This window comes from Curtobacterium sp. Leaf154, assembly GCF_001424595.1.
In the GTDB taxonomy this organism is placed as follows: Bacteria; Actinomycetota; Actinomycetes; order Actinomycetales; family Microbacteriaceae; genus Curtobacterium; species Curtobacterium poinsettiae.
On sequence record NZ_LMOS01000001.1, the window covers coordinates 631,933 to 644,393 of the forward strand.

The window sequence follows — 12,461 nt, forward strand, 5'->3', positions numbered from 1 at the left end:
CCTCGCAACCCCGTGCGCGCTTCCGCGCACCGTGCGCCGCCACAAGCGCGCACCCACCACGCAACACCGCACCGGACCGCGAACGCGGCACCGTGCGCACGGGAGGCGCGACACACGACCAGCACCGCGCCTCCAGACCGCACCGTGCGCACCTCGCAACCCCGTGCGCGCTTCCGCGCACCGTGCGCCGCCACAAGCGCGCACCCACCACGCAACACCGCACCGGCCCGCGAACGCGGCACCGTGCGGACGGGAGGCGCGACGCCCGACCGACCCCGAGGCCGGTGCGCAAGACGCCGTCGTCATCACGACACGCCCCCACGTCGTCGAGGCGCCGCCGTGTCCGGCGGCGCCTCGACGGCTCAGCGGCGTCGTGTGGACACGACGGCGTCTCGCAGGCGGCTACGCGAGCTCGATGAGCTCCGCGTAGTCCTTGTTCCAGTGGTCCTCGGTGCCGTCCGGCAGCAGCAGCACGCGCTCGGGGTTGAGCGCCTCGACCGCCCCGGCGTCGTGGGACACCAGGACGACCGCGCCCTCGAAGCCGGCCAGGGCGTTGAGGATCTCCTCGCGCGACGCCGGGTCCAGGTTGTTCGTCGGTTCGTCGAGCAGCAGGACGTTCGCCCCCGAGACGACGATCATCGCGAGCGACAGACGCGTCTTCTCACCACCGGACAGGACGCCGGCCTTCTTGTAGCCGTCGTCGCCGGTGAACAGGAACGACCCGAGCACCCGACGGGCCTCGGTCTCGTTGAGGTCCGTCGACGCCGACACCATGTTCTCGATCACCGTGCGGTTGATGTCGATGTTCTCGTGTTCCTGCGCGTAGTAGCCGATGCGCAGACCGTGGCCTGGCTGGATCTCACCGGTGTCGGGCTGGTCGGCACCCGCGAGGATGCGCAGCAGCGTCGTCTTGCCCGCACCGTTGAAGCCGAGGATGACCACGCGGGAGCCGCGGTCGATCGCCAGGTCGACACCGGCGAAGATCTCCAGCGAGCCGTAGGACTTCGACAGCCCCTCGGCCATCAGCGGCGTACGACCGCACGGCGCCGGCGTGGGGAAACGGATCTTCGCGACGCGGTCGGCGACGCGCTCGTCCTCGAGGCCGGCGAGCAGCTTGTCGGCACGCGCGACCATCTGGTGCGCCGCGGCGGCCTTCGAGGCCTTCGCACCGAACCGAGCGGCCTGGTCCTTGAGCGTGGCGGCCTTCTTCTCGGCACCCGCGCGCTCCTTGCGACGGCGCTCCTCGTCGGCGACGCGCTGCCGCTGGTAGAGCTTCCAGCCCATGTTGTAGATGTCGATGGTCTGGCGGTTTGCGTCCAGGTAGAAGACGCGGTTCACGACCTCTTCGACGAGCTCGACGTCGTGGGAGATGATGATGACGCCGCCGGGGTAGGTCTTCAGGTGCTCGCGGAGCCACACGACGGAGTCGGCGTCGAGGTGGTTGGTCGGCTCGTCGAGGATCATCGTCTCGGCGTCCGAGAACAGGATGCGGGCGAGCTCGATGCGCCGTCGCTGACCACCCGAGAGCGTCTTGAGCTGCTGGTCGAGGATGCGGTCCGGCAGCTTCAGGTTCGACGCGATCGAGGCGGCCTCGGCCTCGGCCGCGTAGCCACCGAGCGCGTTGAACTGGTCGTCGAGACGGCTGTAGCGCCGCATCGCCTTCTCGGCAACGGCCGCGTCGTCGCTCGCCATGTCGAGCGTGGCGAGGCGGATGCCCTCCACGAGCTCACCGAGCCCGCGGGCGTCGAGGATGCGCTTCCGCGCGGTCTCCTCCGGGTCGCCGGAGCGGGGGTCCTGCGGCAGGTAGCCGATCTCCCCGCCGCGGTCGATCGTGCCGCCGTTCGGCTGCGTCTCGCCCGCGAGGGCCTTGGTCATCGTCGTCTTCCCCGCGCCGTTGCGGCCGACGAGTCCGATCTTGTCGCCCTTCTCGACACGGAAGGACACGTCTTCCATGAGGAGACGAGCTCCGACGCGGATCTCGAGTTCGTGCACGGCAAGCACAGTGGACGTCCAATCAGTTGGTGGGTTTGCACAACGGTGTGTGCGTGAGGTGCACCGCTACGCTGACGGGACCGATGGTTCCGAACGGAACCAGCAGTCCATTCTAGGAGAATCCATGACGAACGCCACCGGGTTCGCTCCCCGCGCAGTCCTCGCCGACCGTCTGCGCACGCACGGGCTGGCCACCGACGCCGCCCTCGTCGCCGGCGGAGCCCTGTTCACCGCCGCGATGGCGCAGCTCGAGGTCCCGATGTGGCCGGTCCCGATCACCGGGCAGACGCTGGCCGTCGTGCTCGTCGGCGCGACGCTCGGCGCACGTCGCGGCATGCTCTCGCTGCTCGTCTACGCCGTCGCCGGACTCGCAGGTGCCCCGTTCTTCGCCGACCTGCAGGGCGGCCTGCAGGCCCTGGCCCTGCCGAGCTTCGGGTACGTCATCGGCTTCATCCCGGCCGCCGGGCTCGTCGGCTGGCTCGCCCGCCGCAACTGGGACCGCAACGTCGGTCGTGCCGCGGTCGCGATGCTGCTCGCGAGCGCGATCCCGTTCGTGACCGGCCTGCCGTACCTCGCCGTGGCGCTCGGCCAGCTCGGCGCCCCGAACGACGTCCAGTCGGTGCTCGCCGCCGGCCTGTACCCGTTCATCATCGGTGGCGTCGCCAAGGCCCTCATCGCCGCCGGCATCCTGCCGCTCGCGTGGAAGGCCGTCGGCCGCCGCTGACCCCTCGCACGAGAACGGCCCCGCACCGATCGGTGTGGGGCCGTTCTGCGTCCGCAGCGCGTGGGCGGGCAGGCAGGCGGCCGCGGCGCCGGGCTGTCAGTGCGGTCACGACTCCCCACTGCCCGGATGCCGAGTGGTCACGTTCCGTCGCCTGGAGCGGGGTCAGCCGACCGAACGCGACCACTCGGCGAACGTGAGCGGGCGGTTGCGACCACTCGGCGGCGCGCCCCGCGCGTGGCGTGCGCACAAACGGACGGGAGGCGCGGTGCCAGCTGGCACCGCGCCTCCCGTCCGTTGTGGGTCGCGCCTAGATCGCGAACCCGAGGGCGCGCATCATCTCGCGTCCGTCGTCGGTGATCCGTTCCGGACCCCACGGCGGCATCCAGACCCAGTTGATCCGGAAGGCGTCCACGATGCCGTCGAGCGCGTTCGCGGTGTCACCCTCGATGACGTCGGTCAGGGGGCAGCCGGCGCTGGTGAGCGTCATGCTGATGACGAGGGCGTTGGCGTCGTCGTCCCAGGCGAGGTCGTAGATCAGGCCGAGGTCGACGATGTTCACGCCGAGCTCCGGGTCCTGGACCTCCTTCAGGCCCTCGACGACCTCGTCGAACTTGTCGGGAGCGAGCGCGGCGATCATCAGGCCTGCGCCTCGGCGGCCGCGACGGCCTGCACGTAGCGGTCGTAGCCCTCGTTCTCGAGGCGGTCGGCCAGCTCGGGGCCGCCCTGCTCCGCGATCTTGCCGGCGACGAACACGTGCACGAAGTCCGGCTTGATGTAGCGGAGGATGCGCGTGTAGTGCGTGATGAGCAGCACACCGAGGCCGGTCGCGGCCTTGGCACGGTTGACGCCCTCGGAGACGATCTTCAGCGCGTCGACGTCGAGGCCGGAGTCAGTCTCGTCGAGGACGGCGAACTTCGGCTTGAGGAGCTCGAGCTGCATGATCTCGTGGCGCTTCTTCTCGCCACCGGAGAAGCCCTCGTTGACGTTGCGCTCGGCGAACGACGAGTCCATCTTCAGGTCGGCCATCGACTGACGGAGTTCCTTGATCCAGCCGCGCAGGGCCGGGGCCTCACCGTCGATCGCCGTCTTGGCGGTGCGGAGGAAGTTCGACACCGTGACGCCGGGGATCTCGACGGGGTACTGCATCGCCAGGAACATGCCGGCACGGGCACGCTCGTCGACGCTCATCGCGAGGACGTCCTCGCCGTCGAGGGTGATCGTGCCACCGACGACGTTGTACCGGGGGTGGCCGGCGATCGTGTACGCCAGCGTGGACTTGCCGGAGCCGTTCGGCCCCATGATCGCGTGGATCTCGCCCTCGTTGATGGTGAGGTCGACACCCTTCAGGATCTCCTTGGTGCCCTGGTCGGTGTCGATCGAGACCTTGAGGTCACGGATTTCCAGAGTGGACATTGCGTTCCTTCGGTTGCAGCTGTGGTGCGGCGTCAGCCGCGGGAAGTGTTGGGGTGCTCAGTCGACCGGGACGACGTCCTGGACGTCGACGTAGACGTCGCCGTCGCGGACCTCGACCCGGAAGACCGGGACGGGCTCGTAGGCCGGGAAGTTCTGCGGCTTGCCGGTGGTCAGCGAGAAGCGGGACCCGTGGGCCCAGCACTCCAGCGAATCACCCTCGACGAAGCCCTCGGCCAGCGAGATGTCGCCGTGCGTGCAGGTGTCGCCGATGGCGTGGACCGTGCCGGACGAGTCCTTCACGATCGCGACCGCCGTGCCACCGACGACCACCCGCATCGGGCTGTCCACCGCGATGTCGGCTTCGGCGCAGACCTTCTCGGCCATCAGGCGTTGGCCTGCGGAGCGGCGGTCTGCGGTGCGGGTGCCTGCGGCGCGGCGGCCGGCTCGGCGCCGGACTCGGCCGGTGCCGCGATGACCGAACGGCCCTCGGCGAGTTCCTGCTCGACCGCGGCGATGAGGCGTTCCTCGAGCTCGGGCGCACCGATCTTCTGGATCACCTCGACCAGGAAGCCGAGCACGACGAGACGCCGCGCTTCTTCTTCCGGGACTCCGCGGGACTGCAGGTAGAACAGCTGCTCGTCGTCGAAGCGACCGGTGGCACTCGCGTGACCGGCACCCTCGATGTTGCCCGTCTCGATCTCGAGGTTCGGGATGCTGTCGGCACGGGTGCCGTCCGTCAGCACGAGGTTGCGGTTCTGCTCGTACGAGTCGGTCCCGTCACCGGCGCGACCGATCAGGACGTCACCGATCCAGACGGTGTGCGCGCCCTGGCCCTGCAGCGCACCCTTGTAGTTGACCCGACCGCGCGTGTTCGGCGCGTCGTGGTTCACGTAGACCTGCTGCTCGATGTACTGGCCGGCGTCGGCGAAGTACACGCCGTACATCTCGGTGTCGGCACCCTGCGCACCGAGGTGCGTCGAGGGGTTGACCCGGATGACGTCGCCGCCGAGCGAGACCACGACGTGCTTGAGGAAGGCATCGCGCCCGACCTCGGCGAAGTGCGTCGACACGTGCACCGCGTCGTCGTCCCAGTCCTGCAGGCTGACGACGGTCAGTCGTGCGTTCTGCTGCGCGACGATCTCGATGTTCTCGCTCAGCAGGGCGCTGCCGCGGTTGTCGAGCACGACGATGCCCTGCGCGTTCGGCTCGGCCGTGATGACCGTGTGCGCGGCGCGGGGCTGCGACCCGAAGTCGGAGCGGGTCACCGTGATGAACTCGTGCGCCTCGGTGGCCTTGATCGTGATCGCCAGGACCGCGTCACGGGCGCTCCAGGCCGCGGCCGCCGCGCGGTCTTCGGGCAGGCCGGCGGTGCCGACGCGGGGGTCGTCGCTGCGACCCCACTCGACGTCGGCGCCCTCAGACTGGCGGGCGAGGTACGGGTAGGCGGATCCGTCGAGCGGGCCGTCCAGCAGCGGCTGGAGCTTGGTCAGCGGCGCGAACTTCCAGTTGACCTCTCGGCCGGTGACCTTCGGGAACGCTTCGACGTCGCCGGATTGGAACCGCTCGGAGCGGGTCTGGACCGGCACCTTCTTGTCGGGGGCGTCCCAGCCGCCGTCGGAGTGGGCTCCGGCGCCGTGCTGGGTGCCGCCCTGCGCTGCGGCAGCGGGCTCGATCGGCTGGTCGATGTGGGGAGGGGTGGTGCTGGACATCTAGCCGACGGATCCTTCCATGCTCATCTCGATGAGCTTGTTGAGTTCGAGTGCGTACTCCATCGGGAGCTCGCGGGCGATCGGCTCGATGAAACCACGGACGATCATCGCCATCGCCTCGTCCTCGGCCATGCCGCGGGACATGAGGTAGAAGAGCTGCTCCTCGCTGACACGCGAGACCGTGGCCTCGTGCCCCAGCTGCACGTCGTCGACACGGATGTCGATCGCCGGGTACGTGTCGCTCCGGCTGATCGTGTCGACGAGCAGGGCGTCACAGCGCACGGTGTTGGCCGCGTGGTGCGCGCCCGGGTCGACCCGGACCTCGCCGCGGTACCCGGCACGACCGCCGCCACGGGCGATCGACTTGGAGACGATCGAGGACGTCGTGTACGGCGCCATGTGGATCATCTTCGCGCCGGCGTCCTGGTGCTGGCCGGGGCCCGCGAAGGCCACGGAGAGCGTCTCGCCCTTGGCGTGCTCCCCGGCGAGGTAGATCGACGGGTACTTCATCGTGACCTTGGAGCCGATGTTGCCGTCGATCCACTCCATCGTCGCGCCTTCGTGCGCGATCGCACGCTTCGTGACGAGGTTGTAGACGTTGTTCGACCAGTTCTGGATCGTCGTGTAGCGAACGCGGGCGTTCTTCTTCACGATGATCTCGACGACGGCCGAGTGCAGCGAGTCGGACTTGTAGATCGGGGCGGTGCAGCCTTCGATGTAGTGGACGTACGAGTCCTCGTCCGCGATGATCAGCGTCCGCTCGAACTGACCCATGTTCTCGGTGTTGATCCGGAAGTAGGCCTGCAGCGGGATCTCGACGTGGACGCCCTTGGGGACGTAGACGAACGAGCCACCGGACCAGACGGCCGTGTTCAGCGCGGCGAACTTGTTGTCGCCGGCCGGGATCACGGTGCCGAAGTACTCCTCGAACAGCTCCGGGTGCTCACGGAGCGCCGTGTCGGTGTCCATGAAGATGACGCCCTGCTGCTCCAGGTCCTCGCGGATCTGGTGGTACACGACCTCGGACTCGTACTGCGCGGCGACGCCGGCGACCAGGCGCTGGCGCTCGGCCTCGGGGATGCCGAGCTTCTCGTAGGTCGCACGGATGTCCTCGGGGAGGTCTTCCCACGACTGCGCCTGCTTCTCGGTGGAGCGCACGAAGTACTTGATGTTGTCGAAGTCGATGCCCGTCAGGTCGGCACCCCATGTCGGCATCGGCTTGCGGCCGAAGAGCGACAGCCCCTTGAGGCGGTTCTTCAGCATCCACTCGGGCTCGTCCTTGAGGTTCGAGATGTCGGTGACGACCTCTTCCGAGATCCCACGACGGGCGGAGGACCCTGCCGAGTCGGAGTCGGACCAGCCGAACTCGTATTGGCCGAGCCCTTCGAGCTCGGGACGGTCGATGAGCACGTCGGACATGGTCTCCTCGTTTCCTTCTCGCGGGACAGCGTTACAGGTGTCAACCCGTGGCGTCTGGACGCCATTCCACCGTGGACCGCTGACATGCGGACCCGGTGCTGCTCCCTCGCAACGACTATGGTTCCACGCAGTCCGTGGAGTGATCGGCGATCTCGGCCCATTCGGAGCCGGCGCCTGCCTAGACTTGACTGCTGCTGAACCCTCGAATCCTACAGGTTCACTGCACGGAGCAACAGGAAGGCACCACCCTCGTGACACGCGTCGGATCCCCCGTCGAGCAGGATCTCCGGACCGGACGGTGGTGGTCGCTCCCCCGTGCGGTCGACCGCCGCGTCGTCGCACTGGCCTGGGCGTCCTTCGTGGTCGAGGTCGTGCTGATCGGCACAGGCGGCCTGGTCCGCCTCACCGCGTCGGGCCTCGGATGCCCCACCTGGCCCAAGTGCACGGCGGATTCGCTGGTCTCCACGCCGGAGATGGGCGTCCACGGCATCATCGAGTTCGGCAACCGTCTGCTGACCTTCGTGCTCGTGATCGTGGCCGTCGCGATGTTCCTGGCGGTCGTCCGGATGCTCCGCACGCGGCCGGAACTGTTCTGGCTGGCGTTCGCTCAGGGCGTCGCGATCCCGGTGCAGGCCGTGATCGGCGGCATGAGCGTTTGGACGAACCTGAACCCCTTCGTGGTCGGACTGCACTTCGTCGTCTCCGCCGCGCTCACCTCGGTGACCGCTGCCCTGGTCTACCGCACCGTGCACGGCCCCCGCACGGCCGAGCGGCTCGTCCCCGGCTGGTACACCGGCGTCGTCCGCGGCACCGTCGCCGCCGTCGTCGTGACCGTGCTCGTCGGCATCCTGACCACCGGCAGCGGCCCGCACGCCGGCGCTGACGAAGCCGTCGACGGCGGACGCCTGCACCGCACCGGGTTCGACCCCGCGGTCATGGAGCACGTGCACGCCTGGCCGGCGTACGCCCTCTTCGCGCTCACCCTGGTGCTCGTCATCGGAGCCGTCCGCCTGGGCCGGCCGAGCAAGTGGCCGTTGCTGCTGCTCGTCGTCGAGTTCCTGCAGATCGCGGTCGGCCTCACGCAGGCACGCACCGGTCTGCCCGTCGGGCTCGTCGGCACGCACATGGTGCTCGCCGGGCTCCTCGTGGGCGCCGTCACCGCGGTGGTGCTGTCCACGCGGGCATCGGCCGGTCGCGACGCCGTCCGGGAACCCATCGACGCCTGACGCCCGGGCGCGTCGCGCGCTCGACACCCGTTCTCCGACACCCCACGAGTCGTTCGACTCGTGGGGTGTCGCGTTTGTGGTGGTCGGCCGGACGCGCCGTCGGACCGAGCCCGCACCACGTGCGGTCCCCAGCCAGTCGCGTCCGCGCCGCGGCAGACGCGCCGCGCGCCGGACGGGAGGCCCGTGGCGGGCCCGCACCGTGCCTCCAGCCCGCCCCGTGCCGAGCACAAGACGCCGGTGTCCTGCCGAGACGCCGCCGAACGCGCGAGACGCCGCCGGATTCGGCGGCGTCTCGTCGGGGTGGCGGCGTCCTGCGGACACGACGGCGTCTTGCCAATACGACGGCGTCAACTGGACACGACGGCGTCCTGCGGACACGACGGCGTCAACCGGACACGACGGCGTCCTGCGGACCGAGCACGCGCCTGCGGCGGCGCCGGCGCGACCGCCCTAGAAGGTGAAGACCTGCGGCAGCAGCGGGTCGATGCCCACCGCGATGAAGAGCAGCGTCAGGTACGTGATCGAGCTGTGGAAGACCCGCATCGGATGCACGTGCTCGACGTGCTGGATCGCCCGCGAGTACAGGCGGTGCGACTCGACGACGAACCAGATGCCACCGGCCAGCGCGACCACCGTGTACAGCGGACCCATGTGCCCGACGGGGATGAGCAGGAGCGAGCAGACGAGGGTCGCCCAGGCGTACAGGACGACCTGCAGGCCGACGACGGTCCGACCACGGACGACGGCGAGCATCGGCACGTCGGCGGCGTCGTAGTCGTCCCGGTACTTCATCGACAGCGGCCAGTAGTGCGGCGGCGTCCAGAGGAAGATCACCATGAACAGGATGACGGGGGTCCACGTCAGCGATCCGGTGACACCCGCCCAGCCGATGAGCACGGGCATGCAGCCGGCCGAGCCACCCCAGACGATGTTCTGCGGCGTGCGGCGCTTGAGCCACAGCGTGTAGACGAACACGTAGATCAGGATCGCGATGACGCTGAGCGCCGCCGCGAGCCAGTTCACCAGGAAGCCGAGCACCGCCGTCGACAGGACGCCGAGGATCCACGAGAACACGAGGGCTTCACGGTCGGAGAGTTCGCCCGTGACCAGCGGCCGGGTGCTCGTCCGCTTCATGAGCCGGTCGATGTCGCGGTCGATGTAGCAGTTGAAGGCCGACGCCGAACCGGCCGACATCGCTCCGCCGAGCATCGTCCAGAAGACGAGCCACAGGTCGGGAACGCCGCGCTCGGCGAGGAACATCGTCGGGGCCGTGGTGACGAGCAGCAGCTCCATCACGCGCGGCTTCGTCAACGAGACGTACGCACGGACCTTGCGGGACAGCGGCGATCGGGGTCGATCGGTGTCGGGCCGGGTCACGGTGGCAGTCGGCAAGGGAACCTCAGTCTGTTCGCATCAGCTCGCACACTCGGTGGACGACTGCGGCGGCGTCCGGGCATGCGCTGACCCGGAATGTCCACGGGTCCCGATCAGTTTACGGGATGGAAGCGCCGCAACGGTGCCCCGCTCCGACATCCCGGTGTGATCCGGACGCGTTCGACACGCCCGGATCGACCGTCGTCGGCCACCCCGGTGTGAACATCGGGGGTCACCTGAACCCCTTCTGAGTACCGGGTCACTATGCTGGACACGCCCTCCCGCAGTGCGCGCCCCGATGACGTCGGCCGCGATGAGCCGGTCGGCCGCCGCTAGACGGCGACACGACTCGGCCCCGGGATGGCCACATGTCCGTGCGATGGCACGAGCCCTCGCACATGTCGCATCAAGAAGGGTCAACATCCAAGTGGCTGAATTCACCTGGGACGCCATCGACCGGAAGGCCGTCGACACGGCCCGCGTTCTCGCCGCCGACTCGGTCGAGGCCGCCGGCAACGGTCACCCCGGCACCGCGATGAGCCTTGCTCCGCTCGCCCACCTGCTCTTCCAGAAGGTGATGCGTCGCGACCCCAGCGACGCCACCTGGATCGGCCGCGACCGCTTCATCCTCTCCGCCGGTCACGCCTCGATCCTCCAGTACGTGCAGTTCTACCTGCACGGTTACGGGCTCGAGCTCGAGGACCTGCAGCACCTGCGCAAGTGGGGCTCGAAGACCCCGGGTCACCCGGAGTACGGCCACACCGACGGTGTCGAGATCACCACGGGCCCGCTCGGCCAGGGCCTCGCGTCCTCGGTCGGCTTCGCCTACGCCCAGCGCTTCGAGCGCGGCCTGTTCGACCCGGAGACCCCGGCCGGTCAGTCGCCGTTCGACCACTTCACCTACGTGATCGCCGGCGACGGTGACATGCAGGAGGGCGTGACCAACGAAGCGGGCTCGCTCGCCGGTCGCCAGCAGCTCGGCAACCTCATCGCGTTCTACGACTCGAACCAGATCTCGATCGAGGACAACACCGACATCGCGTTCTCCGAGAGCGTCCCCGAGCGCTACGAGGCGCTCGGCTGGCACGTCCAGATCGTCGACTGGAAGAAGAACGGCGAGTACTCCGAGGACGCCGAGGAGCTCCACGCCGCGATCGAGGCCGCCAAGCAGGTCACCGACAAGCCGTCGCTCATCGTCCTCAAGACGATCATCGGCTGGCCGTCGCCGACCAAGCAGAACTCGGGCAAGATCCACGGTTCAGCGCTCGGCGCCGACGAGATCAAGGGCCTCAAGGAGATCCTCGGTTTCGACACCGACAAGACCTTCGAGGTCGCTCCCGAGGTCCTCGAGTACACCCGCGGCGCCGTCGCCAAGGGCCAGGCCGAGCACGCCGAGTGGCAGAAGTCCTTCGACGCGTGGGCCGCAGCCAACGCCGACAAGAAGGCACTGTTCGACCGCGTCCAGTCGAAGGAGCTCCCGGAGGGCCTCGAAGCAGCGCTCCCGGTCTTCCCGGCGGACAAGGCCGTCTCGACCCGTGCCGCTTCCGGAAAGGTCATCAACGCCATCGCGCCGCTGATGCCCGAGTTCTGGGGCGGTTCGGCCGACCTCGCCGAGTCGAACCTCACCACGATCGAGGGTGCCAAGTCCTTCGGTCCGGCCGAGGCCTCGACCTCGACGTGGAGCACCGACCCGTACGGCCGCGTGCTGCACTTCGGCATCCGCGAGCACGCCATGGGCTCGATCCTCAACGGCATCGTCCTGCACGGGAACACCCGCCCCTTCGGCGGCACGTTCCTCATCTTCAGCGACTACATGCGTCCGGCGGTCCGTCTCGCCGCGCTCATGCAGGCGCCGGCGATCTACGTCTGGACCCACGACTCCGTCGCCCTCGGCGAGGACGGCCCGACGCACCAGCCGATCGAGCAGGTCTCGTCGCTCCGTGCGATCCCGGGTCTCGACGTCGTCCGTCCGGCCGACGCCAACGAGGTCGCGTACGCGTGGCTCGAGATGCTCAAGCACACCGACCGCCCGGCCGGCATCGCGCTGAGCCGTCAGAACCTGCCGGTGTTCGAGCGTGGCGAGGGCGACGCCTCGGGCGAGGTCTTCGCTTCGGCGAAGAACGTCGCCAAGGGTGCCTACGTCCTGGCCGAGGCGCCCAACGGCACCCCGGACGTCATCCTCATCGCGACCGGTTCCGAGGTCCAGATCGCGGTCGAGGCTCGCGAGCAGCTCAAGGCCGAGGGCATCAACGCCCGCGTCGTGAGCGCCCCGTCGATCGAGTGGTTCCGCGCCCAGTCCGAGAACTACCAGGACCAGGTGCTCCCGAAGGACGTCACCGCTCGCGTGTCGGTCGAGGCCGGCATCGCCATGAGCTGGCGCGACATCGTCGGCGACAAGGGCCGCAGCGTCTCGATCGAGCACTTCGGTGCCTCGGCCGACTACCAGACGCTCTTCAAGGAGTTCGGCTTCACGACGGAGCACGTCGTGGCCGCCGCGAAGGAATCGATCGCAGCTTCCTGACCTGCAAGGGCCGGGTCCGGTTTCCGGATCCGGCCCTTCTTCCGGGAGGCCCGGCTCGGTTCCGCCACGGGCCTCCCGTCCCC

The 12,461-nt window shown here is 69.1% G+C and carries 10 protein-coding genes; 3 read left to right on the forward strand and 7 right to left on the reverse strand.

Annotated elements, in window-relative coordinates; translation table 11 throughout:
• Positions 1 to 402: 402 nt before the first annotated feature.
• A complete protein-coding gene (locus ASF75_RS02980) occupies positions 403 to 2,001 on the reverse strand; it encodes an ABC-F family ATP-binding cassette domain-containing protein (RefSeq protein WP_056068703.1) in 1,599 nt (532 codons plus the stop codon).
• 115 nt (positions 2,002 to 2,116) lie between these two features.
• Between ASF75_RS02980 and ASF75_RS02985 the strand changes: the two genes are divergently transcribed.
• The gene (locus tag ASF75_RS02985; protein ID WP_042540909.1) at positions 2,117 to 2,716 is read left to right on the forward strand and encodes a biotin transporter BioY; all 600 of its coding nucleotides are present in this window, start codon (positions 2,117 to 2,119) and stop codon (positions 2,714 to 2,716) included.
• 307 nt (positions 2,717 to 3,023) lie between these two features.
• Here ASF75_RS02985 and ASF75_RS02990 read toward each other — a convergent pair whose 3' ends face one another.
• From ASF75_RS02990 to sufB, 5 genes are read right to left on the reverse strand one after another with little or no spacing between them, the layout of a single operon-like run.
• Positions 3,024 to 3,353, reverse strand: a complete 330-nt coding sequence (locus ASF75_RS02990; protein WP_017887270.1) for a metal-sulfur cluster assembly factor — start codon at positions 3,351 to 3,353, stop codon at positions 3,024 to 3,026.
• The gene (gene sufC, locus ASF75_RS02995; RefSeq protein ID WP_017887269.1) at positions 3,353 to 4,129 is read right to left on the reverse strand and encodes a Fe-S cluster assembly ATPase SufC; all 777 of its coding nucleotides are present in this window, start codon (positions 4,127 to 4,129) and stop codon (positions 3,353 to 3,355) included. The genes ASF75_RS02990 and sufC overlap by 1 nt, the downstream gene beginning before the upstream one ends.
• 57 nt (positions 4,130 to 4,186) lie before the next feature.
• Positions 4,187 to 4,513 carry a non-heme iron oxygenase ferredoxin subunit gene (locus ASF75_RS03000; RefSeq protein ID WP_017887268.1) on the reverse strand — a complete coding sequence of 109 codons (327 nt, stop codon included), beginning with the start codon at positions 4,511 to 4,513 and terminating at the stop codon, positions 4,187 to 4,189.
• The gene (gene sufD, locus ASF75_RS03005; RefSeq protein ID WP_017887267.1) at positions 4,513 to 5,838 is read right to left on the reverse strand and encodes a Fe-S cluster assembly protein SufD; all 1,326 of its coding nucleotides are present in this window, start codon (positions 5,836 to 5,838) and stop codon (positions 4,513 to 4,515) included. The genes ASF75_RS03000 and sufD overlap by 1 nt, the downstream gene beginning before the upstream one ends.
• Complete coding sequence (gene sufB, locus ASF75_RS03010) at positions 5,839 to 7,257, reverse strand: Fe-S cluster assembly protein SufB (protein ID WP_017887266.1); 1,419 nt, start codon at positions 7,255 to 7,257, stop codon at positions 5,839 to 5,841. It abuts the gene before it with no gap.
• Between the two features lie 251 nt (positions 7,258 to 7,508).
• On the opposite strand from sufB, the gene ASF75_RS03015 reads away from it, so the two are divergent.
• Entirely contained in the window at positions 7,509 to 8,483 is a 975-nt protein-coding gene (locus ASF75_RS03015) for a COX15/CtaA family protein (RefSeq protein ID WP_056068705.1), read from the forward strand.
• Between the two features lie 450 nt (positions 8,484 to 8,933).
• On the opposite strand, the gene ASF75_RS03020 is transcribed toward ASF75_RS03015, so the two are convergent.
• A complete protein-coding gene (locus tag ASF75_RS03020; protein WP_017887264.1) occupies positions 8,934 to 9,860 on the reverse strand; it encodes a heme o synthase in 927 nt (308 codons plus the stop codon).
• A gap of 424 nt (positions 9,861 to 10,284) precedes the next feature.
• Here ASF75_RS03020 and tkt point away from each other — a divergent pair, with 424 nt between their 5' ends.
• A complete protein-coding gene (gene tkt, locus ASF75_RS03025) occupies positions 10,285 to 12,378 on the forward strand; it encodes a transketolase (protein ID WP_017887263.1) in 2,094 nt (697 codons plus the stop codon).
• Positions 12,379 to 12,461: the final 83 nt, after the last annotated feature.

Excerpts from the sequence above, each read along its gene's own strand:
- ASF75_RS03000 (WP_017887268.1), bottom strand. The coding sequence starts at position 4,513 with ATGGCCGAGAAGGTCTGCGCCGAAGCCGACATCGCGGTGGACAGCCCG.
- sufB (WP_017887266.1), bottom strand. The coding sequence starts at position 7,257 with ATGTCCGACGTGCTCATCGACCGTCCCGAGCTCGAAGGGCTCGGCCAA.
- sufD (WP_017887267.1), bottom strand. The coding sequence starts at position 5,838 with ATGTCCAGCACCACCCCTCCCCACATCGACCAGCCGATCGAGCCCGCT.
- ASF75_RS02990 (WP_017887270.1), bottom strand. The coding sequence starts at position 3,353 with ATGATCGCCGCGCTCGCTCCCGACAAGTTCGACGAGGTCGTCGAGGGC.
- sufC (WP_017887269.1), bottom strand. The coding sequence starts at position 4,129 with ATGTCCACTCTGGAAATCCGTGACCTCAAGGTCTCGATCGACACCGAC.
- ASF75_RS02985 (WP_042540909.1), top strand. The coding sequence starts at position 2,117 with ATGACGAACGCCACCGGGTTCGCTCCCCGCGCAGTCCTCGCCGACCGT.